Raw genomic sequence first — 19,110 nt, 5'->3', positions numbered from 1 at the left:
CCTACGCCCAGTGTGCGGCCCGTCCTTCGTTGGCTGGATTAGTAACCATGGCCAGTTTCCGGATGTCTTCGCCGATGCGGGAAATGGTTTCGTTCGCGGTCCGTTTTGTTTCGTGGCTACTCGGAGGACGAAACAATTCGGGCGATTCCGACATGCTCTTGCGGAAAAGCCGGCCGGGAACCTGGCGGCTTGCCGGGCCGGGCCGGGCGCGGTAGGAGGGGGTCATGCCGCGCATTGCCTTCTATCCCGGTTCCTTCGATCCCATCACCAACGGCCATCTGGACGTGGTCCGGCACAGCGTATCGCTGTGCGACAGGCTGGTCGTCGCGATCGGGGTCCACCCCGGCAAGAAGCCGCTGTTCTCGACCGAGGAGCGGCTGAAGATGCTCCACGACGTCTGCGGGCCGGTGGCGGCGCAGGCCGGCTGCACGCTCGAAGCCGTGACGTTCGACGATCTGTCGGTCACCGCGGCGCGCAAGCACGGCGCGACCATCATGATCCGGGGCCTGCGCGACGGCACCGACCTTGATTACGAGATGCAGCTCGCCGGCATGAACGAGGCCATGGCGCCGGAGGTGCATACGGTCTTCCTGCCGGCCTCTCCCATGGTCCGCCCGATCACCGCCACTTTGGTGCGCCAGATCGCCGGCATGGGCGGAGACGTCTCGGCCTTCGTCCCGCCGCTGGTCGCGGCACAGCTCAAGGCCAAATTCGCCTAATAAGGGCGCGCTTCTTCCTCATCTGATCCGGAGTTGTCATGATCCGAATTCTCGCAGTTCTTGCCGCGCTCGTGTTCGCGGCGCCCGCGGTCGCGCAGCAATTGCCGGCGAATCTCGACAAGGCCAACGCCATCGTCATCGACAGCACCAAGGGCCGCATCGTCATCAAGCTCAGGACCGACATTGCGCCCCAGCACGCCGAGCGCATCAAGCAGCTCGCGCGCGAGGGCTTCTACAACAACGTGCCGTTTCACCGTGTCATGGACGGCTTCATGGCGCAGACCGGCGACGGCCAGAACGGCAACGGCACCGGCGGCTCGAAATATCCGAACCTGAAGCAGGAATTCTCCAAGGTGCATTTTGCACGCGGCATCGTCGGCATGGCCCGGCGCGGCGACAGCGTCGACAGCGCCAATTCGCAGTTCTTCATCATGTTCGCCGACGGCGGCAGCCTCGATGGCCAGTACACGGTCATCGGCGAGGTTGTTCAGGGCATGGACGTCGTCGACAAGCTGAAGAAGGCGCCGCCCGGCTCGGCCGGCGGCTCGGTCACCGATCCCGACAAGATGGTGAAGGTTCAGGTCGCATCCGACATCAAATAGGAGCGGGCGAATGGTGCGTCGCGGCGGCAGGCTTCTCCTGGTTGCCGCGATGTTGCTGCTCGGCGTCCCCAGCGCGGTCGCCGAGGATGCGCAGGTCAACACCATCCAGGACATTTTCCGGCATTTGCGCACCTGCTGGAGACCGCCGTCCCCGGCCAGGGCGCGCCCACTCGACATCACCGTCGTCGTGAGCTTTAACCGGGCCGGAAACATTCTGGGTCATCCGAGGATTACCTATGAATCCGCGGAGGCCTCCGACAATGACCGGCTGCAATACCGGATCGCGGTGATGGAGGCGTTGCAACGCTGCACGCCGGTGCCATTTACCGATGCAATGGCCGGCGCCGCCGCGGGACGTCCATTCGCAATCCAGTTCCGCAACCGCAAAACGTCACCTGACAAGACTTCACCCCCAACGCAAGAGAGACGAGCATGAGCGTCACCGAAAACACCCTGATCCTCGAGACCACGCAAGGCCCCGTCACGATCGAGATGCGGCCTGACCTCGCGCCCGGCCATGTCGCGCGCATCAAGGAACTGGTCCGCGAGGGCTTTTACGACGGCATCGTCTTCCATCGCGTGATCGACGGCTTCATGGCGCAGACCGGCTGCCCGCAGGGCACCGGCACCGGCGGCTCCGGCAAGAAGCTGAAGGCCGAGTTCAACAAGGAGCCGCATGTGCGCGGCACTGCCTCGATGGCCCGCGCCGCCAATCCCGATTCCGGCGACAGCCAGTTCTTCATCTGCTTCGACGACGCCCGCTTCCTCGACAACCAGTACACGGTGTGGGGCAAGGTCACCGAGGGCATGGAGAACGTCGACAAGATCAAGCGCGGCGAGCCGGTGCAGAACCCCGACAAGATCGTCAAGGCGCGGATGGCGGCCGACAAGGAGTAAGCGCTTCTCCTCATGGTGAGGAGGCGCGCAGCGCCGTCTCGAACCATGAAGGCCGGGCTGCAGCAGCGGGGCCTTCATCCTTCGAGACGCGCGTTCCGCGCTCCTCAGGATGAGGAGTGCTATGCGGCGCTAAGCCCGACATGCGCACCGACCTCTTCGACTTCGATCTGCCGCCCGAGCGCATCGCGCTGCGCCCGGCGAGCCCGCGCGACTCCGCGAAAATGCTGGTCGTGGAGAACGGCGTGTTGCGTGACCAGGTCATTTCCGCCCTGCCGCAATGGCTGAGGCCGGGCGACCAGCTCGTCGTCAACGACACCAAGGTGATCGCGGCGCAATTGAAAGGCCGCCGCATCGGCCGCGAGACAGAGCCGAGGATCGAGGCGACGTTGATCAAGCGCCTCGACGGCTCGCGCTGGAAGGCGCTGGTGAAGCCGGCGAAGAAGCTCACCGCCGGCGACCGCATCCGCTTCGGCAATGAGGGCAAGGTCTGCCTGCTCGGCCATCTCGACGCCGAGGTCGAAGCCAAGGGCAGCGAAGGCGAGGTGACGCTGTCGTTCTCGTTCCACGGCCCCACGCTGGATCAAGCCATCGCCGATCTTGGCAGCCCGCCGCTGCCGCCCTACATCGCCTCCAAGCGCACGCCCGACGACCAGGATCTCGCCGATTACCAGACCATGTTCGCGGCCAACGAAGGCGCGGTCGCCGCGCCCACGGCGGGACTGCATTTCACGCCCGCACTGGAGCGTGCGCTCCAGGAGCGCGGCGTCGGCGTCAACCGCGTCACGCTGCATGTCGGGGCAGGGACCTTTCTGCCGGTGAAGGTCGACGACACCGAAGGCCACAGGATGCACGCGGAGTGGGGCACCATCTCGGCCGAGACGACGGAGCGGCTCAACACCGCGCGGAAGAATGGCGGCCGTATCGTCGCGATCGGCACTACGTCACTGCGGCTGCTCGAAAGCGCTGCCAGCGAGGACGGCACGATCCAGCCGTTCGCGGCCGAGACCTCGATCTTCATCACCCCCGGCTATCGCTTCCGCGCGGTGGATATCCTGATGACGAATTTCCATCTGCCGAAGTCGACGCTGTTCATGCTGGTCTCGGCGTTCTCGGGGCTCGAGACGATGAAGCAGGCCTACGCGCACGCGATCGCGAATGGCTACCGGTTTTATTCGTATGGGGATGCGTGCTTGTTGTTTCGCTCGGAGCCGTAGGTGGGTTAACCCGCGGCTACGCGAAGCGTAGTCGCTGGCGTAACCCACCACTTCTCCATCGGCGTGGATAGCAAAGAGGTGGATTACGCCTTCGGCTAATCCACCCTACGTACCTTCCGTTACGCCATCACTCGCTGCGGCAAGAGCTCGGCGATCTGCACTGCATTGAGCGCTGCGCCCTTCAAGAGCTGATCGGCCGCCACGAACATCGAGATCGAATGCCCTGAGGGGTCGCTGAGATCCTTGCGGATGCGGCCGACCAGAACGTCGTCCTGGCCCGAGGCGTCGATCGGCATCGGGAAGTAGTTCCTGGCGCGGTCGTCGACCACCTTCACGCCCGGCGCCTGCGCCATGATGGCGCGGACCTGGTCCTCGCTGATCGGCTTCTCGCATTCGAAGGTGATGGCTTCGCAATGGGCGCGCAGCACCGGCACGCGCACGCAGGTGACGCCGACGGCGATCGTCTCGTCCTCGAAGATCTTGCGGGTCTCCTTGATGACCTTGGTCTCTTCGTCGTTGTAGCCGGTCTCGGGATCGACGGCCGTGTTGTGGTTGAAGAGATTGAAGGCGTAGGGATGCGGCATCACCTTCGGCGTATAGACCTGCCCATTGAGATTGGCGCGGGTGGATTCGACGAGCTCCTCCATCGCTGCGGCGCCGGCGCCGCTTGCCGCCTGATAGGTCGAGATGATCACGCGCTTGATGCGGTTCTTCTGGTGGATCGGCCACAGCGGCACCAGCGCGGTGATCGCGGCGCAGTTCGGGTTGGCGATGATGCCCTTGTGATCCCGGATGCGGTGCGCGTTGATCTCGGGGATCACCAGCGGCACGTTCGGATCCATGCGGAAGGCGGAGGAATTGTCGACTACGACGGCGCCGGCCTTAACCGCGATGGGTGCGAACTTCTTCGAGATGCTGCCGCCGGCCGAGAACAAGGCGATGTCGACGCCCTCGAAGGCGCGCTCAGTCAGCTCTTCGATGACGACGTCCTGGCCGCGGAACGACACCGTCTTGCCGGCCGAGCGGGCGCTGGCCAACGCCTTGAGCTTGCCGACGTGGAAGCCGCGCTTGTCCATGGTGGCGATGAATTCGGCGCCCACTGCACCGGTGACGCCGACAATCGCGACGACGGGATCGTTACTCACTTTGTCCTCCATTGAATTGAGAATTCAGACAACAAAAAAGCCCCGGACCATCGAGGGCGGGGCTTGCCGTAGAGCTGATGCGTTTAAGTCGACGACCTACGCGCGCACGCCTCCCCGGGCCCCTGGGGCCGTGGTGGTTTTGGTCGTGCGTTTGGTGGTCGTGAACATGGCGGCGACTTATGCGGGAGAGTCCTGCCCCCGTCAATGGCTTTTCGCCCCGGTCGTTGCCGGGGGCTCGCACCTCGCTATTTGGCGCGTGCGCCCGGCGGCTCCAGGATGACCTCCTTGAGGTCGTCGCCGCTGATCACGACGATCGCGAAATTGAGCCGGCCGCGTTCGCGCACCAGCCCGCCGCTGATGGCCTTGCCGGAGGCGGCGCGTTCGGCAACGCGCACGGCATCCGCGAGGCGGTGCCTGATCGCGCCCAATGCTGCGAGGTTGTCGCGATCCTCATGGTCGAGCTCGGCGAGGGGGAGGGCAGCTTCGCCGCCGACGAGCTCTCCGGTCGAGGCATTGATGGTGTGGCGCCAGATCCGGTCGTTGTGCAACGTCTTCACGCGGTAGACCGGAACGCCTGAGCCGCCGTCAAAGCTCACATCCGCCGTCGTTGCGCCGGCATGCCGGCCTTCCGCGATCGCCATGGCCTGGCTGATCGAGATCGTCGAGCTGCGGAAGCGCTCGATCTCGCGGCTGACCGCCAGGCGGTCCGCTTCGGCATCACCATCTGTTTCGCTATGAAGGGCGGTGGGTGTGCCGCCGGCCGAGACGATCGCCCGCGCCGGCGCTGCGATGAGCAGGGCCGACAGGATGGCGGCAAGAAACGTCCAGGGATGTCGTCGTGCTGCCTTCATGCTCGAACCTTCCGCCAGCGAATGTGCCGGATGATCGTAAAGAAATCGCGGCCGACCTGGGCAAAGGCCGGCCGCGGAGCGTCGTAGCAGGTTGTCCCCGCCGCGGCGTTCGAAACAGCACGAACCCCTTTGGGGCTGGTGAATAAAGCGGCCCGTCTGTTCAGTAACTAAACCATACCGTATCGTTTTATTTGGGTCAACGGCGAAGCCGCCAGACCGCGATGCCCTCACGGAATTGTCAGCGGGCGGCGCGCCGTTGCGTGCTCTTGGCGGAGCTCTGAACGCGGTCGGCAGGTCCGAGCGCACCGGCCAGGAACAGCTTGATGGCCGCGCGCGTGCGTTTTTCGGCGGTCTTGATATCGAGCGCCGTTCCGAACGTCGCCATGCGGTGGGTGTGACCGACGACGACGTCGAGAAACACCTCGGCTGCAATCGTGGTGTCTTCAACGTCGAGCGCGCCTTGCGCCACCAAATGGTCGAAGAAGCGCGCGGTGGTGGCGACGGCCTTGAGCCAGCCTTCCTCCTTGCCGAGCTTGGCGACGTCCGGAAAGTTGATGGCCTGTGCCGTCATCATGCGGCTGAATGCGACGGCGTCGGGACCGCAGGTGAATGTGAGCATCTCGCGCCCGATCTCGACCAGCCGTTGCTCGACCGGGATGTTCGAGCCGCTCGAGAGCTGTGTCTCCGCCGCCGCGGAGAGCGGCGCGAGCCAGCGATCGATCTCGCGCCTCAGCACGGCTGCAAACAGCCCGCGCTTGTCGCCGTAGCGGGAATAGACGGTGGGCTTGCTGACCCGGGCCGCTTCCGCGACTGCATCGAGCGAGGTTGCGTCGAAGCCGCGATCCAGGAACAGGCGGGTGGCGACCTCGATCAGCCGCTGGTCGCGCTCGATGGCGGCTGACTTCGTCGGCCGGCCGCCGCGCGATTTCGTCACCTCGCGCCGTGGCGCTGCCGGTCTCGTCTTGGTCGCAGTCAATCCCATGCCCAATGATTCCTGCGCGGTCGTGATATCGGTCATTCGCTCTATATCGCGCAGGAGCGGAGGCGTCATCGCGAATCTGGCCGAATTGTCCGTATCGTCAACGGTTTCCGTATGGTCTCGTTCCCTCACCTGGGATCACGGAAGCGTCGAGGTCCAGGCTTGGCCGGACGCCGCCTTGTCGTATCCGTACTGATACAGCGCCCGCATATAGGCGGTGTCGAACCCTTCCGATGGCGCCGCCGGATAGTCGCGCGCGATATAGGAGAGATGGAAGCCGAGGCGGTTGCGTCTGGCGAAATCATAAGTCGAGAAGATGATCGAGCGCGTCTGCGACTGGGTGATCGCGGACAGGCTGCGCGAGGCGACGTCGATGGTGCTGTTGGAGACCAGCTCGAAATTGCGTTCGATCTTCTTGTTGACGAGGATGTAGATGTCCAGCTTCGCGCTGCCGGGCAGGCGGCTGCCCTGGAACAGCAGGGCATCCGGCAGCGTCAGCACCGGTGCCGTCACGCCGCCGTCGACATGCATCTCCTGGAAGCGCCGGCCCTGGCCTTCGGCGTCGATCATGATCGGCGGAAACACCAGCGGAATGCTGGCGGAGGCCGCCATCACGTCGCGAAACAGTTTCAGCGCCTCGGGCGTCCCAACCGCGGCGATCTTGCCCATATCCCAGATCGCTGTGCGCTGGGTGTCGAGATCGGTCGTCACGATCAGCAGCCGGCGTCCCCTGGCATTCTCGCGCGCAACTTGCGCCATGATCTCGGGCCCGACATAGCGGGCGACGAGCTCGCGCAGCCTGGTGTTGCCGAACAGTCCGGATCCGAACAGCACACGCATGATGCTGGGATCGTTCAGCAGGCTCTCCGCGATGCCGCTGGTGTAGACCTCCTTCAGCGTGTCGTCGTAGTGCGAGCCGAGGAAGGCAAAGGGGGCGATCAGGCCGCCGGTGCTCACGCCCGAGACGACGGAGAAGGTGGGGCGGGTTCTGGCCGCGGTCCAGCCGTTGAGCACGCCGACGCCGTAAGCGCCATCGGCGCCGCCGCCCGAGAGCGCCAGATAGGACTTCGTTGCGGTGCTGTTGTCCTTCTCGAAGCTGAATTTCGTGACCGGCTCGTCGGCGTAGCGCCTGAGGCCGTCGATATCGAGAACGCGCGATGTGCTGGCTTCCGCGGCCGTATAGGGCGTGCGGGGCAGGGACGTGCAGGCGCCGAGCGCCAGGCTGCATACCAGGGCCAGGACGCCGCTCAGGCGGGCGCCTGTCCGCCTGATCCGGCCGTGCGGGTGGCTGGACATTTCCGTCGATCGTGAAGGGAGGGGCATCGTCGATGGCTGGCGATCACGCTTTTACCGCCGCTGGCAACTCTGCCGCGGCATTCTCGTCCAGCCCCCAGGATAAAACTACACTGTATCGTTTTGTTTAACAAGGCGGCAGGCGCCGAGATGGGGCCGATTGTGTCCCAGCCTGAGCCATTGACGGGCCGTGGCATGGCCTGGGGCGGGTTGATCGGCCTCGTCCGACACGCAATAAGCACCGCCATGAATCCCGACAATGACCTTCCCAATCACTTTGAGTTGCTCGCCACCGATGGCGCCGCGCGCACCGGACGCCTGACCACGCCGCACGGCGTGGTGCGGACGCCGGCTTTCATGCCCGTCGGCACCGCGGGTGCCATGAAGGGCATGCATTGGCGCGAGGTGCGTGACGCCGGCGCCGACATCGTGCTCGGCAACACCTATCATCTGATGCTGCGTCCCGGCGCCGAGCGGATTGCGGCGCTCGGCGGCTTGCAGACCTTCACGGGGTGGAACGGGCCGATGCTGACGGATTCCGGCGGCTTCCAGGTGATGTCGCTGGCGGACTTGCGCAAGGTCAGCGAGCACGCCGTCACCTTCCGTTCGCATATCGACGGCGCCAAGGTCGAGCTGTCGCCGGAGCGCTCGATCGAGGTGCAGCGCCTCCTCGGCTCCGACATCGCAATGCAGATGGACGAATGCGTGCGGCTGCCCGCCGAGCGCGCCGACATCGAGCGCGCAATGCAATTGTCGCTGCGCTGGGCCGAGCGCAGCAAGCGTGCCTTCGCGAGTGCGCCCGACGGCTACATGCTGTTCGGAATCGTGCAGGGCGGCGACGTGCCGCAGCTTCGCCATGCGAGTGCGCAAGGCCTGGTCGAGATCGGCTTCCACGGCTACGCCATCGGCGGCCTCGCCGTCGGCGAGCCGCAGGCGGTGATGCTGGCGATGATCGACGAGACCGGACCGCTGCTGCCGAAACAGCGGCCGCGTTACCTGATGGGCGTCGGCACGCCCGACGACATCCTCGAGGCGGTGAAGCGCGGCGTCGACATGTTCGATTGCGTGATGCCGACCCGCAATGGCCGGCATGGCGTTGCCTTCACGCGCTTCGGTCAGGTCAATCTGCGCAATGCGCGCCACGCCGACGATCCGCGGCCGCTCGACGAGGAAAGCTCATGGCCGTCGACGCGCAGCTGCGCGCGCGCCTATTTGCATCATCTCGTCAAGGCGGGCGAGACGCTGGGGGCGATGCTGCTGTCCGAGATCAACGTCGCTTACTATCAGTCCCTGATGCAGGGCATCCGGGACGCGATCGCACAGGGCAAGTTCGAGGAGTTCTACCGGCGTACGCGCGAGGACTGGGCGAGGGGCGATATCGCCCCGCGCTAGCTTGCAGAGATCAGTTGCATAGTCGTCCGTGAAGAAGGACTAAGCCACTGATCGGGAATCTCGATTTGGGCTAAGGGGCATTTCCAGATTGCAAGGTTTTGATGCTTTGGGCGTCAGAACCTTGCGATTTGGTTTTCGTGGATTCCCTCGAAGCGGGAAGCATGATTCCTTGTCTGCATCGGAGGGAACGATGCGGCCGAAGAAGCACAAGACGACGGGATCGAACGATCTGTTCCGGGCTCGGCTCGACCAGATCATCAATATGAAGCACGAGCTGGTTCTGCTCGCCGGCAAGGTCGATTGGGACTGGATCGACGGCGAGATCGCGCCGCTCTACAGCGAGAACGGCAGGCCCGGGATCGAGACGCGCTTCATGATCGGTCTGCTGTTGCTCAAGCACATTTACGGGCTGTCCGATGAGGAGGTGTGCGAGCGCTGGGTCCATGACCCATACTTCCAGTTCTTCACCGGGGAAGAGTTCTTTCAGCACACGTTCCCGCACGAGCGCTCGGACCTGAGCCATTGGCGCAAGCGGCTTGGCGACAAGCTGGAGTTGCTGCTGGCCGAGAGCTTGCGGGTAGCGCACGAGGCCGGTGCATTACGCAGCCAGGACCTCAAGCGGGTTACGGTCGACACCACGGTGCAGCCGAAGGCCATCACCTTTCCGACCGATGCCAAGCTGCTGCATGCGGCCATCAAGGGGCTCAACCGCCTGGCGATCAGGCACGGCGTCAGGCTGCGGCAATCCTATGCTCGCATCGCCAAGGCCGCCGCGATGATGGCCGGCCGCTACGCCCATGCCAAACAGTTCAGGCGGCATCAGCGGCAGTTGCGTATCCTGCGTAGCCGGCTGGGCCGGATCATCCGCGACATCCGCCGCAAGATCGAAGGCCAGCCAGCACTGGAGCAGGCGTTCGCCCTCCCGCTCGGCCGGGCCACGCAGATCCGCTCGCAGCAGCAGCGCCAGCGCGGCTGGAAGCTCTATTCCTTCCATGCCCCGGAAGTGGAGTGCATCGGCAAGGGCAAGGCCAGCGCGCCTTACGAGTTCGGCGTGAAGGCCTCCATCGTCACCAACAACCGCCGGGCTCCCGGTGGCCTGTTCGTGCTGCACGCCAGCGCACTGCCCGACAACCCCTACGACGGTCACACCTTGCGGGACGTCATTGACCGCACCGAGACACTCACCGGCTGTCCGATCGAGCGGGCCTATGTCGACAAGGGATACCGCGGCCACGACGCACAAAATCCCCGTCGCGTCTTCATCTCCGGCCAGAAGCGCGGCGTTTTCGGTGTCATCAAGCGCGAGCTGCGCCGCCGCTCCGCCATCGAGCCCATCATCGGACACCTGAAGGCGGAAGGCCACCTCGGGCGCTGCTACCTCAAAGGCCGCGCCGGCGATGCCGCCAACGTCGTCCTCTCAGCCGTCGGACACAACTTCCGCCGCATCCTCGCCTGGCTGAGATATCTCTTGTGCCTGTTCCTGGCCCAGCTATGGCGCACGCTCGCCCGGCCAGCCTCGATCAATCCGGCTTCTTAACGGACGACTTGCATACGAAACGCGTCTTGACGGCGTGCTTGGTCACGAAGCCGTACCCACAAGTGTCGCAGGTCCAGAGGTAGCTGATCATTTGGTCCGAGACGTAGGCGGATGCTTCGGCGGCGACCATGGAGTCGGCGCAGACGGGACAGGTGGGCAACTCGCTGCAACGCGGATCGCGGTTCAGCGCGACGGTCGACAACACTTCAGCAACTGCTGACATCGTGGTGACCTCCCTGCTTTAAGACGTAAGTCTAACATAAGCAGAACCGGTTGACGAGGTCGCAACACAAATGCGTTGGTTTTCTGATATTTGCAGCTCACGTGATTTTGCGATGCAGCGTATTTAACATGTGCCGCATTGTCGCTTGCGTGTCGCCGCAAGCTGTCTGTAACTGCGCAAGAGCCACGACAGAAGCGCAGATTGTTGCCACAGGGAGTTCATCATGGACGCGTCGTCCGAGAAGGCTGCGAAGACGGGTGCAGCGCACCAACCCGGCCGCGGCCGGATCTATGACTCGATCGTCGACACCTTCGGCAACACGCCGACCGTGCGCTTGCGCCGGTTGCCTGCCATGCACGGCGTGAACGCGACGATTTTGGCAAAACTTGAATATTTCAATCCGGCCGCCAGCGTGAAGGACCGCATCGGTGCGGCGATGATCATCGCCATGGAGAAGGCGGGCATCATCAAGCCCGACACCGTGCTGATCGAGCCGACCTCCGGCAATACCGGCATCGCGCTTGCCTTCGTCGCGGCCTCGCGCGGCTACCGCCTCAAGCTGGTGATGCCGGAATCGATGTCGATCGAGCGTCGCAAGATGCTGGCCTATCTCGGCGCCGAGCTCGTGTTGACGCCGGCAGCCCAGGGCATGAAAGGCGCTATCGCCGCCGCCGAAGAACTGTTGAAAACGACGCCGAACTCGGTGATGCCGCAGCAGTTCAAGAACCTCGCCAATCCCGAGGTGCATCGCCGCACCACGGCGGAGGAGATCTGGAACGATACGGCCGGCAACATCGATTTCTTCGTGGCCGGTGTCGGCACCGGAGGCACCATCACGGGCGTCGGCCAGGTGTTGAAGCCGCGCAAGCCGTCGCTGCGGGTGGTGGCAGTCGAACCGGAGGAGAGCCCGGTGCTCTCGGGCGGCCAGCACACCCCGCACAAGATCCAGGGCATCGGCGCCGGCTTCGTGCCTGACATTCTCGACCGTTCGGTGATCGACGAGATCGTAAAGGTCAACTCGATGACCGCGATCGAGACCTCGCGCGCGCTGGCGCGGCATGAAGGCATCGCAGGGGGCATCTCATCGGGCGCTGCGATCGCAGCCGCGCTCGAGATCGGCAAGCGTCCGGAAGCTTCCGGGAAAACCGTCCTCGCGATCGTGCCGTCCTTCTCCGAGCGGTATCTTTCGACGGCTCTGTTTGAGGGAATCTAGCACATGGCGGATCAACCGAGACGGCCGCGGACGCTTGGCGATGCCAGGACGGAAGCGGAGGCGGCATTCAAGAAGGTGACCGCCAAGGTCGCCGTGGCGCCGCCCAAGCAAACCGCTGTTCCTGGCATCAAGGAGCAGGTCACGCTGCGCATCGACCAGGACGTGCTTGAGTTCTTCCAGGAGGGCGGGCCGGGCTGGCAGGATCGCATCAACGAGGCACTGCGGAAGGCGGCGGGGAAGTAGGCTCCCCGCGATCAGCGCCCGCAAAAGAAAAAGCCCGGCGCGAGCCGGGCTTTGTTTTGAGAGTGCTTGGTGCCTCAGCGGCGGAACATGCCGCCCATCATGCCGCCGACGACGCCGCCGACGAAGGCCGCACCGGCCGCGTCGCCGGGATTGCTGCGATGCTGCGCTGGTGCCGGCGCGCTGCTCTGGGCCGGGGCGCTGGCCGCGCGCTTGGCTGGCTTCTGGCTGGTGTCGCTTGCCGTCGCCGGGGCAGCCACGATCTCCGAGAGCAGGGCCTTGTGCTGGAGCTTGTTCAGGTAGCCCGATGAAGGATAGCCGCGCGCTGTCTGCCAGCGCTTGAGCACGGATCGCGTCTCGTCGTCGAACACGCCGGTCAGCTTGGTGTCGAAGCCGAGCGCTGTCAGCCGACGCTGCACATCGCGGCGCTTGTTCTTGTCGAGGCCGATCTGATCCTCGGTGACCTGGGTGGACTCGTCGGTAAAGGTCGCGGGATCGACGCCGGCGGTCAGCGTGCGGGTCGCGGTCGAGGGGCCGCTCTTGATCGCCGCGAGGCGTGCCAGCGCCAGCGCCTTGAACTGTCCGTTCGGATAGGCCGTGAGATAGGCGTTGAGCTCCTCCGGCTTGTTGGATTCCTTCACCGAACGCCAATATTCGAGCTCGACACCGTCCGAGCTGCCGGCTGCGGCTGGCAGCATGCCGGTCGCGGTCGGCGCCGCGGCGGCGACCTGGGTGGTCGGAGCCTGATTGAGATAGACGCTGCCGGTCAGGTTGGTGTGGCCCCAGGGCAGCTGGCCCTTGCGGGTCTCTTCATTGACCTGGGCGCGCACCGACGTCATCGCCTGCTGGATTTCGACGCCAGGCCTGGTGATGTTGTCGATCAGCGCGCGGGTGAACGGGCTGTTGTTGCCCTCCTGGCCGTCGAGCGCGGTCTGGCCGGGGCCGGTCGCGAAGGCGATCAGCGTGCCTTCGCCGGACTTCATCTCGGCAAGGCCGCTCTGCACGTTGACGCTGCGGGTGGCGGCATTCGACTTGATCTTGGCGGCAAACGGATTGTCGCGGCAGGCGTCGAGGAAGACGAGCTTGACCTTGGCGTCGCCCATGGTCTGCTCGAGTGTCAGGTCGATGTTGATGGCAGCGCCCAGCTTGACGTCCATCTCCGACTTGATGTCGGCGTCGACCGGCAGCAGGTAATTGGTGCCGCTGACGGCGATGCCGTGGCCGGCATAATAAAACAGCGCGATGTCGGAGCCCTGCGCCTTGCGCCCGAAGTCGAGCAGCTTCTCAGTCATCTGGTCGCGGCTGAGATTGGATCCTTCGATCACCTCGAAGCCGACATTGCGCAGCGTCGCCGCCATCGACTTGGCGTCGATCGGCGGGTTCGGCAATTGCGCGACGTTCTTGTAATTGCCGTTGCCGACGACGAAGGCGACGCGGCGGTCGGCCTTCGCGGCACTGACCGACAAAGCCATGCACATCAGCGAAGCGAGGAGGGTGAGATAGCGCATCTGAGATCCCCAACAGAATCGAATTGCAGGCAGCAACGAATTGGCAACGAACCTACACGAAGTGCCCGACTTCGCACCACCAAAACGGCAGTAGGTCGCGTCCAAACCGCTGCTGTGTGGCCGAATGTGCACGATGGGCAGCTTCCCCAACGTGATCCAAATCACACGGCCACTTTGTTTTGTCGCGCGAGGCCGCGACAGGTTCACTGTGCGCGAGCGGGAACCACGGACGCCGGTTTTAGATTCAGAAGATTGCCGCAGAGGATCAGCGCCGCGCCGAGCACCGTCCAGGCGTCGAGGCGCTCGGAATACAGCAGCCAGCCGGCCGTCGCCGTGAGTGGAACCCGCAGGAAGTCCATGGGAACCACGATGGTCGCATCGGCGTACCGGAGCGCGCTGGCAAGGCAATAGTGCGAGAACGTGCCGCAGACCCCGATGACGAAGAGCCAACCCCACATGTGGGCCGATGGCCAAGTCCAGACATAGAGTGTCGGCAGCAGGCCGACGACCATCTGGACGACGATCATCCAGAACAGGATCGACAAGGCGCTCTCGGTTCGGGTCAGCGACTTCGCCAATATCATGGAGATGCTGAAGCCAATCGCAGCTCCAAGCGCGATCAGCTGACCCGGATTGATCTCGCCGGTGGCGGGCCGAACGATCATGACAACACCGATGACGCCGAGAACGACCGCGGCGATCTTCCAGACGGTCATGCGCTCGGACAGGAAGGTTGCCGCCAGCAGCGCCGTCCAGATCGGCATGGTGAATTCGATTGCGACGACTTGGCCGATCCCGATCAGCGTCAGTGCGTAGAACCAGCCGAGCTGCGCGAAATAGTGCACTCCGTTGCGCGCGAGGTGCTGCGGCAGGCGATGGGCTGTGACCGCCTTGAAGCCGCCGGCGCGGAGAATGAATGGCAGAAGCAGGAAGAACCCGATCACCGATCGCACTTCCATGATCTGGAAAACGCTCAGCTCGCGCGTGGTCTCGCGCCCGGCGACCGCCATGACCAGCATCAGCGCCAGCCAGCCTGCCATCCACAGTGCAGCCATCGTTTTGGACGGTGTCGCAGTCATGAGTGTGGGTGCGGAAAATCGTGCCTGAGGGGAGGCCGGTATCGGCGACATCGCTGCCGTTTGCAACGGCCAAATCTGCGGATGCAGCGATGCAGGGGGACGTGCTAAGGCAGCATTGAACAACAAGAAAAGGGAGAGCTTCGCTCATGCAAATCTTGCAACCGGCCGAATGGAAGAAACCGCGCGGCTTTTCCCACGGTGTCGTGGTCGCGGGGCCCGGCCGCTGGGTGGTTCTCGCCGGGCAGACCGGCGGCGATGAGACCGGCAACTACGCGCCCGACATGGCGGCACAGGTTGCGACCGCGCTGAAGCGGATCATCAAGCTCTTGGCGGAGGCCGGAGCGGGCCCCGAGCACGTCGTTCGTTTGACCTGGTACCTGACCAGCCGCAGCGAATATGAGGCCGCGGGCCCGGGCATCGGCGCGGCCTGGAAGGAGACGCTGGGGCGCAATTTCCCGCCGTCAACACTGCTCTACATCGGCGGCCTCGTGGACGAGCGGGCCAAGGTCGAGATCGAGGTCACAGCGTTCGTGCCGAACGCATAAAAAATCGACCCGGCGCGGCCGCCGGATCGATCGTTGTGTCACGGCGCTGTCGTCTTACTTCGACAGCGCGATGTTGGCGCCGCGGAACTGGCTGTCCGCGCGCATCGAGACGTTCTGCTTGTTGCCGGTCGTCTTCAGCGAGATGTTGGCGTTGAAGCCGGCGGTGGAGGCAACCAGCTCGTAATTGCCACCGGCGCCGCGGCCCTGGAGCGAGCCGGAGATGTTGCGGCTGGCTTCGGACCAGCTGCCGGCAATGGCGCCGCCCTCGGCCCTGACATTGGCGCCGAGGTTGAACTTGTAGGCGTCGCTGGCGCAGGTCAGCGACATCTCCATGGTCGGTCCGATCGGGGCGTATTTGGCCCGGCAGCGGATGCGCTCAGTCGAGCCGTCGTCCAGGGTGACGGTGCCGCCGCCGCTCCAGCTGCCCGCGAGCGAGGCGAACGGGCTGGACTGGGCGTTGCTTTCAGTGTTGGCGAGACCCGCCGCAAACAAAACGGCGGCCGCGATCAGCAGCCGCCGGCCTTTGGCGCGAGCCTCAATTGGTTTATTGGCGCGATGCTTCCCACCGCCCGCTGCACGGTATGCCTGCAGATGCTCCATTCCACTTCCCCGATCCGGCGTTGCCGTTGAGTTGACCGTTGGCATATGCACCATTGATCGAAACTTTCACAAGTCCCCCGCTGCCGATGGTGCCGGAAACGTTAGCGCCCGGCGCGGTGATCTTGCCGTCGGCAACCGTCAGCATGGAGCTTGCGGTCGGCTCGCAGGAGCCGCTCTTGGTCACGATGGTCACGTGCCAATTGCCGTCATAGGGGCTCTGGGCAAAAGCGGGAGAGGCCAGGATGGCGGCGAAAACTGAGGCGGCACAGAACACCGCATTGCGACCAAAACGCATGAATTCCGTCCTTGAATCTGTCTGATATGCTGTCGCTTATTCGGACGAAATGTGACGGAAATTTGTTGCAACGCCAAATCGAAAATTGTTCCTGTGGGAACAATGGTTTATTTGAGTTTTTGCCTCCGATTTTCGAAGCAGAATCAATGCCACTTCACGTTAAGGGTAAACGTCAGGACAGACTCGGGGCCGAGGTCGCGAACTGCTCGTCCTGAACCTTGGCCGGAAGCGCCTTGTGGACTTTGGCGTAGTCGATCACGTCGGCCAGCAGCTTGAGGCCGAGGGGCGCCAGCGCGCGCTCCCAGAGCTCCCGCGCCGTTTCGCCCCTCTTGACGAAGCACCAGTCCTGCGCGGCGATGGCGCCTGCGTCCATGCGGTCGGCGAGGTGGTAGATCGTGCCGCCGGCGATCGGGTCGCCTTCCTTGATGGTCCATTCCACGGCCGCCTTGCCGCGATGGCGGGGCAGCAGCGAGGGGTGATAGCCAATTCCCCCCAGCCTGGCCGCGGCCAGCGCGTCCTTGCCGATCCGGGCGTGGCTGTGCGCCGTGATGATCAGGTCAGTATCGGGTGCGATCTCGGAGGCCACCACCAGCTTCGGATCGGCCTGGACCACCACCTCGATGCCGGCCGCCTTGGCGGCCGCGGCAAGACGATCGTCGGCATCCGCCACCACGACCCGAACGATCGTGACGCTGTGCTCCCGGAGCATGTTCAGGGTGGTCACGCCGAAATGTCGGGAGCCGACCAGGGTAATGCGCATGGGTGTCCGATCTGTCTCGCAGTTGCGTCATCTCCCGATAACACGTCCGGACGCCCTGTCACCACTCGCGCCGCATTTGGGTGGGTTATCAACAATGCACCAGCCGCCGGAGGCGACGAATTCCGCCGCTGACAACGGCTCGGCCCGGCGCTGCCTGTGCGCATGACAGTGTTGCGGATGGGCAGGGTCGAGCCCGCAAGTGATGCGTGCCTCGGTTCCTGTGTTTCGTTCTAGACAGAAGAGATGCTCACTCTGCCGTAGGAATGACGGACCGGGGCTGGCGACATTTCAACCCGCATCCGTTTTCGAACCCGGCTTGGCCGCTGGCATGGTTGCCAGCGGCTTTTTCATGCCGCCCTGACGAAATCACCTCACGGTAACATGTTCTCAACCAGCTTGGCGTATCGACGAATCCGTCGCGGATTTGTATTGCGTACCGCGACACCGAAAATGTCCCGCCGGCGTGGGTGCGTCGCGCGGGCCTTTTCGCCGGGACCGATTTCATGCCGAGCGCGATTGAGCAGATCGTCGACATTTATGTCCGACTGAAGAACCGGCGCGGTCTCGACGAGCTGATGATGCACAGACAGCGGCTCGCGGTCGATCTGAAGAGCAGGTCGGGCTATGATTTCAGTCTGCCGATCGGCAAGATCGATGAGGAGATCGCGATCATCGAGGCAGGCCTCGGCCGGCTGAAGGCGGAGCAATCCACGACCTTGTAGGGCGATCCGGCACTTGCGACCTCCTGCGGTACGACGCATCACCGCGCTTCGATCCCGGTTCATGTACGGTTCAGCGCGGCCGTGGCTCAATCGACAGGTCGTTTCGTGGGACACGAATCCTGCTAGGCTTGTCCCGGTCATTTGGAGGAGAGGTCATGATCGTGCTTGCGCTGGCTGGCTTGATTGCATTTGCAAACGTGCCTGCGGCACCGCCGGAGCCGATGATGGAGCAGGTTCAGTTCAGAGGTGGTCCAACCGGGCAATGTCCACACGGCTATGATTTCAACCACTCGAACGGCCGCTGCTATCCCAATAACGCTCATGCGCCAGGCGTCTACAACAGGGGCTACGGACCGGGCTATGGAGGTGGCGGCTATGGAGGTGGCGGCCTCTGTCCGCACGGTTATGACTACAATTATTCGGATGGCAGCTGCTATCCGCACGGCGCGCGTGCCCCCGGCACGTACGGGCGTTCCGAAGCCTATGGACGTCGTGGCGGGCTCTGCCCCGACGGTTTCGCGTACAATTATTCGGACGGCCAATGCTACCGCAACGGCATGCAGCCGCGTGGGTACTACGGGCGCTAGTTGATCGGATCGCTCAGTCGCGCCGGCCGCCGTCGATGACCGTGAACAACGGCCGCGCCTGAGTCGGCTCGACCAGCAGCTCTTCCACCAGCGCGGTTGCCGCATCCACATATTTGCGCGTCGGCTTGTCGAGCGGCCGCCTGGCCTCGTCGTCGAGCGCGACTTTAGCGGCCTCAACCAGCTTGCGCATGCGCGCGGCATGCTCATCACCCGCGGTCAGCGTCGCGCGTGCCAGCGAGCGCAGCACGAACAGCTCGCCTTCGAGACGCAGCAGACGGTCGTTGAGCCTGGTGAGGACGGCGTTGAGGTCGGCCATGGCCTGATGTTGGGCGGGGGAAGATTGTCCTGATCTAGCGACGATCGGTGAACGGAGTCCAAACGCCATAGGCACAATTGGGTCGATCGTCCGGTCCACGTCGTGCGCCCGCGATCCCATCGATGTGAGCGATTGTGACGCGAAGATGAATGGTGCGGGCGGGTTCCGTGAACCACATGATGGGCGGGGACGTCTGGAGACCGTGCGATGCGCCCTGTCCTGGTTTTACTTCTCCTGATGTCAACGTGCGCGTCGGCCGCGGCAGCGCCGAGGCATCACGTGCGTCCGCGGGACCACGTCATGGTCCATCCCGACGCGCGCGTGGCGGTGCCGCCCGGCTGGTACAAGTTTCCCGGATATCCGCCGATCCCGCCGTCCGAAAACAGGAATCTC

General features: G+C 64.2%; 24 protein-coding genes. 12 read left to right on the top strand and 12 right to left on the bottom strand.

Annotated features, from left to right (window positions below; genetic code table 11):
• Position 1: 1 nt before the first annotated feature.
• On the bottom strand, positions 2–235 hold the full coding sequence (locus tag LPJ38_RS25285; protein WP_231088401.1) for a hypothetical protein: 234 nt from the start codon (positions 233–235) through the stop codon (positions 2–4).
• On the opposite strand from LPJ38_RS25285, the gene coaD reads away from it, so the two are divergent.
• The 5 genes from coaD to queA all read left to right on the top strand — a co-directional run bounded on the left by coaD (position 225) and on the right by queA (position 3,432).
• The gene (gene coaD, locus LPJ38_RS25280; protein WP_145639368.1) at positions 225–719 is read left to right on the top strand and encodes a pantetheine-phosphate adenylyltransferase; all 495 of its coding nucleotides are present in this window, start codon (positions 225–227) and stop codon (positions 717–719) included. The two genes, LPJ38_RS25285 and coaD, sit on opposite strands and share 11 nt — an antisense overlap.
• 38 nt (positions 720–757) lie before the next feature.
• Positions 758–1,321 (top strand): peptidylprolyl isomerase, encoded by a 564-nt coding sequence (locus LPJ38_RS25275; protein ID WP_145639366.1) that lies wholly within the window; start codon positions 758–760, stop codon positions 1,319–1,321.
• A 10-nt stretch (positions 1,322–1,331) separates the two neighbouring features.
• Positions 1,332–1,757, top strand: coding sequence for a hypothetical protein (locus LPJ38_RS25270; RefSeq protein WP_145639364.1), 426 nt, complete (start codon positions 1,332–1,334; stop codon positions 1,755–1,757).
• Positions 1,754–2,218, top strand: a complete 465-nt coding sequence (locus tag LPJ38_RS25265; RefSeq protein WP_008563933.1) for a peptidylprolyl isomerase — start codon at positions 1,754–1,756, stop codon at positions 2,216–2,218. Before LPJ38_RS25270 ends, LPJ38_RS25265 begins: the two co-directional genes overlap by 4 nt.
• Positions 2,219–2,358: 140 nt before the next feature.
• On the top strand, positions 2,359–3,432 hold the full coding sequence (queA, locus tag LPJ38_RS25260; protein ID WP_145639362.1) for a tRNA preQ1(34) S-adenosylmethionine ribosyltransferase-isomerase QueA: 1,074 nt from the start codon (positions 2,359–2,361) through the stop codon (positions 3,430–3,432).
• 119 nt (positions 3,433–3,551) lie between these two features.
• Here queA and LPJ38_RS25255 read toward each other — a convergent pair whose 3' ends face one another.
• From LPJ38_RS25255 to LPJ38_RS25240, 4 genes are all read right to left on the bottom strand, one after another.
• The gene (locus tag LPJ38_RS25255; protein ID WP_145639360.1) at positions 3,552–4,589 is read right to left on the bottom strand and encodes an aspartate-semialdehyde dehydrogenase; all 1,038 of its coding nucleotides are present in this window, start codon (positions 4,587–4,589) and stop codon (positions 3,552–3,554) included.
• A gap of 233 nt (positions 4,590–4,822) precedes the next feature.
• On the bottom strand, positions 4,823–5,428 hold the full coding sequence (locus LPJ38_RS25250) for a PepSY domain-containing protein (protein ID WP_145639358.1): 606 nt from the start codon (positions 5,426–5,428) through the stop codon (positions 4,823–4,825).
• A 238-nt stretch (positions 5,429–5,666) separates the two neighbouring features.
• Positions 5,667–6,410 carry a TetR/AcrR family transcriptional regulator gene (locus LPJ38_RS25245; protein WP_145639646.1) on the bottom strand — a complete coding sequence of 248 codons (744 nt, stop codon included), beginning with the start codon at positions 6,408–6,410 and terminating at the stop codon, positions 5,667–5,669.
• A 135-nt stretch (positions 6,411–6,545) separates the two neighbouring features.
• Positions 6,546–7,703 carry a patatin-like phospholipase family protein gene (locus LPJ38_RS25240; RefSeq protein WP_167520653.1) on the bottom strand — a complete coding sequence of 386 codons (1,158 nt, stop codon included), beginning with the start codon at positions 7,701–7,703 and terminating at the stop codon, positions 6,546–6,548.
• A gap of 243 nt (positions 7,704–7,946) precedes the next feature.
• Between LPJ38_RS25240 and tgt the strand changes: the two genes are divergently transcribed.
• On the top strand, positions 7,947–9,092 hold the full coding sequence (gene tgt, locus LPJ38_RS25235) for a tRNA guanosine(34) transglycosylase Tgt (protein ID WP_145639354.1): 1,146 nt from the start codon (positions 7,947–7,949) through the stop codon (positions 9,090–9,092).
• A gap of 190 nt (positions 9,093–9,282) precedes the next feature.
• On the top strand, positions 9,283–10,629 hold the full coding sequence (locus tag LPJ38_RS25230) for an IS5-like element ISBj5_B family transposase (protein ID WP_011084757.1): 1,347 nt from the start codon (positions 9,283–9,285) through the stop codon (positions 10,627–10,629).
• Here LPJ38_RS25230 and LPJ38_RS25225 read toward each other — a convergent pair.
• Positions 10,613–10,852: a hypothetical protein gene (locus tag LPJ38_RS25225; protein WP_145634405.1), complete on the bottom strand. Its 240-nt coding sequence runs from the start codon at positions 10,850–10,852 to the stop codon at positions 10,613–10,615. The two genes, LPJ38_RS25230 and LPJ38_RS25225, sit on opposite strands and share 17 nt — an antisense overlap.
• A 223-nt stretch (positions 10,853–11,075) precedes the next feature.
• On the opposite strand from LPJ38_RS25225, the gene cysK reads away from it, so the two are divergent.
• Both cysK and LPJ38_RS25215 read left to right on the top strand, forming a co-directional pair.
• On the top strand, positions 11,076–12,065 hold the full coding sequence (gene cysK, locus LPJ38_RS25220; RefSeq protein ID WP_145634393.1) for a cysteine synthase A: 990 nt from the start codon (positions 11,076–11,078) through the stop codon (positions 12,063–12,065).
• Positions 12,066–12,068: 3 nt separating this feature from the next.
• A complete protein-coding gene (locus LPJ38_RS25215; protein ID WP_145634380.1) occupies positions 12,069–12,308 on the top strand; it encodes a BrnA antitoxin family protein in 240 nt (79 codons plus the stop codon).
• A gap of 74 nt (positions 12,309–12,382) precedes the next feature.
• Here LPJ38_RS25215 and LPJ38_RS25210 read toward each other — a convergent pair whose 3' ends face one another.
• A complete protein-coding gene (locus tag LPJ38_RS25210; protein WP_145634369.1) occupies positions 12,383–13,813 on the bottom strand; it encodes a caspase family protein in 1,431 nt (476 codons plus the stop codon).
• A gap of 203 nt (positions 13,814–14,016) precedes the next feature.
• A complete protein-coding gene (locus LPJ38_RS25205) occupies positions 14,017–14,892 on the bottom strand; it encodes a DMT family transporter (protein WP_145634356.1) in 876 nt (291 codons plus the stop codon).
• Between the two features lie 146 nt (positions 14,893–15,038).
• On the opposite strand from LPJ38_RS25205, the gene LPJ38_RS25200 reads away from it, so the two are divergent.
• Complete coding sequence (locus tag LPJ38_RS25200) at positions 15,039–15,437, top strand: RidA family protein (protein ID WP_145634343.1); 399 nt, start codon at positions 15,039–15,041, stop codon at positions 15,435–15,437.
• Positions 15,438–15,491: 54 nt separating this feature from the next.
• Here the strand turns inward: LPJ38_RS25200 and LPJ38_RS25195 are convergent, their stop codons facing one another.
• The 3 genes from LPJ38_RS25195 to LPJ38_RS25185 form a co-directional block, all read right to left on the bottom strand.
• Positions 15,492–16,037, bottom strand: a complete 546-nt coding sequence (locus tag LPJ38_RS25195) for a hypothetical protein (RefSeq protein WP_167520493.1) — start codon at positions 16,035–16,037, stop codon at positions 15,492–15,494.
• Positions 15,982–16,332 (bottom strand): hypothetical protein, encoded by a 351-nt coding sequence (locus LPJ38_RS25190; protein ID WP_145634317.1) that lies wholly within the window; start codon positions 16,330–16,332, stop codon positions 15,982–15,984. Before LPJ38_RS25190 ends, LPJ38_RS25195 begins: the two co-directional genes overlap by 56 nt.
• Before the next feature lie 172 nt (positions 16,333–16,504).
• Positions 16,505–17,092: a formyltransferase family protein gene (locus LPJ38_RS25185; RefSeq protein ID WP_145634303.1), complete on the bottom strand. Its 588-nt coding sequence runs from the start codon at positions 17,090–17,092 to the stop codon at positions 16,505–16,507.
• A gap of 503 nt (positions 17,093–17,595) precedes the next feature.
• Here LPJ38_RS25185 and LPJ38_RS25180 point away from each other — a divergent pair.
• Positions 17,596–17,814 (top strand): hypothetical protein, encoded by a 219-nt coding sequence (locus LPJ38_RS25180; RefSeq protein WP_060737739.1) that lies wholly within the window; start codon positions 17,596–17,598, stop codon positions 17,812–17,814.
• A 155-nt stretch (positions 17,815–17,969) separates the two neighbouring features.
• Positions 17,970–18,401 (top strand): hypothetical protein, encoded by a 432-nt coding sequence (locus tag LPJ38_RS25175; protein WP_145634290.1) that lies wholly within the window; start codon positions 17,970–17,972, stop codon positions 18,399–18,401.
• 13 nt (positions 18,402–18,414) lie between these two features.
• On the opposite strand, the gene LPJ38_RS25170 is transcribed toward LPJ38_RS25175, so the two are convergent.
• Positions 18,415–18,717, bottom strand: coding sequence for a hypothetical protein (locus LPJ38_RS25170; protein ID WP_145634280.1), 303 nt, complete (start codon positions 18,715–18,717; stop codon positions 18,415–18,417).
• Between the last annotated feature and the right edge of the window lie 393 nt (positions 18,718–19,110).

The sequence above is a fragment of the Bradyrhizobium daqingense genome, from assembly GCF_021044685.1.
Classification (GTDB): domain Bacteria; phylum Pseudomonadota; class Alphaproteobacteria; order Rhizobiales; family Xanthobacteraceae; genus Bradyrhizobium; species Bradyrhizobium daqingense.
The sequence above is the reverse complement of the archived record's forward strand: the minus strand, read 5'-3'. Positions and strand labels throughout refer to the sequence as shown.

Bases quoted from the DNA above. Each gene is read 5' to 3' on its own strand.
- coaD (WP_145639368.1), top strand. From the start codon at position 225: ATGCCGCGCATTGCCTTCTATCCCGGTTCCTTCGATCCCATCACCAAC.
- LPJ38_RS25285 (WP_231088401.1), bottom strand. From the start codon at position 235: ATGCGCGGCATGACCCCCTCCTACCGCGCCCGGCCCGGCCCGGCAAGC.
- LPJ38_RS25275 (WP_145639366.1), top strand. From the start codon at position 758: ATGATCCGAATTCTCGCAGTTCTTGCCGCGCTCGTGTTCGCGGCGCCC.
- LPJ38_RS25270 (WP_145639364.1), top strand. From the start codon at position 1,332: ATGGTGCGTCGCGGCGGCAGGCTTCTCCTGGTTGCCGCGATGTTGCTG.
- LPJ38_RS25265 (WP_008563933.1), top strand. From the start codon at position 1,754: ATGAGCGTCACCGAAAACACCCTGATCCTCGAGACCACGCAAGGCCCC.
- queA (WP_145639362.1), top strand. From the start codon at position 2,359: ATGCGCACCGACCTCTTCGACTTCGATCTGCCGCCCGAGCGCATCGCG.
- LPJ38_RS25255 (WP_145639360.1), bottom strand. From the start codon at position 4,589: ATGGAGGACAAAGTGAGTAACGATCCCGTCGTCGCGATTGTCGGCGTC.
- LPJ38_RS25250 (WP_145639358.1), bottom strand. From the start codon at position 5,428: ATGAAGGCAGCACGACGACATCCCTGGACGTTTCTTGCCGCCATCCTG.
- LPJ38_RS25245 (WP_145639646.1), bottom strand. From the start codon at position 6,410: ATGGGATTGACTGCGACCAAGACGAGACCGGCAGCGCCACGGCGCGAG.
- LPJ38_RS25240 (WP_167520653.1), bottom strand. From the start codon at position 7,703: ATGTCCAGCCACCCGCACGGCCGGATCAGGCGGACAGGCGCCCGCCTG.
- tgt (WP_145639354.1), top strand. From the start codon at position 7,947: ATGAATCCCGACAATGACCTTCCCAATCACTTTGAGTTGCTCGCCACC.
- LPJ38_RS25230 (WP_011084757.1), top strand. From the start codon at position 9,283: ATGCGGCCGAAGAAGCACAAGACGACGGGATCGAACGATCTGTTCCGG.
- LPJ38_RS25225 (WP_145634405.1), bottom strand. From the start codon at position 10,852: ATGTCAGCAGTTGCTGAAGTGTTGTCGACCGTCGCGCTGAACCGCGAT.
- cysK (WP_145634393.1), top strand. From the start codon at position 11,076: ATGGACGCGTCGTCCGAGAAGGCTGCGAAGACGGGTGCAGCGCACCAA.
- LPJ38_RS25215 (WP_145634380.1), top strand. From the start codon at position 12,069: ATGGCGGATCAACCGAGACGGCCGCGGACGCTTGGCGATGCCAGGACG.
- LPJ38_RS25210 (WP_145634369.1), bottom strand. From the start codon at position 13,813: ATGCGCTATCTCACCCTCCTCGCTTCGCTGATGTGCATGGCTTTGTCG.
- LPJ38_RS25205 (WP_145634356.1), bottom strand. From the start codon at position 14,892: ATGACTGCGACACCGTCCAAAACGATGGCTGCACTGTGGATGGCAGGC.
- LPJ38_RS25200 (WP_145634343.1), top strand. From the start codon at position 15,039: ATGCAAATCTTGCAACCGGCCGAATGGAAGAAACCGCGCGGCTTTTCC.
- LPJ38_RS25195 (WP_167520493.1), bottom strand. From the start codon at position 16,037: ATGGAGCATCTGCAGGCATACCGTGCAGCGGGCGGTGGGAAGCATCGC.
- LPJ38_RS25190 (WP_145634317.1), bottom strand. From the start codon at position 16,332: ATGCGTTTTGGTCGCAATGCGGTGTTCTGTGCCGCCTCAGTTTTCGCC.
- LPJ38_RS25185 (WP_145634303.1), bottom strand. From the start codon at position 17,092: ATGCGCATTACCCTGGTCGGCTCCCGACATTTCGGCGTGACCACCCTG.
- LPJ38_RS25180 (WP_060737739.1), top strand. From the start codon at position 17,596: ATGCCGAGCGCGATTGAGCAGATCGTCGACATTTATGTCCGACTGAAG.
- LPJ38_RS25175 (WP_145634290.1), top strand. From the start codon at position 17,970: ATGATCGTGCTTGCGCTGGCTGGCTTGATTGCATTTGCAAACGTGCCT.
- LPJ38_RS25170 (WP_145634280.1), bottom strand. From the start codon at position 18,717: ATGGCCGACCTCAACGCCGTCCTCACCAGGCTCAACGACCGTCTGCTG.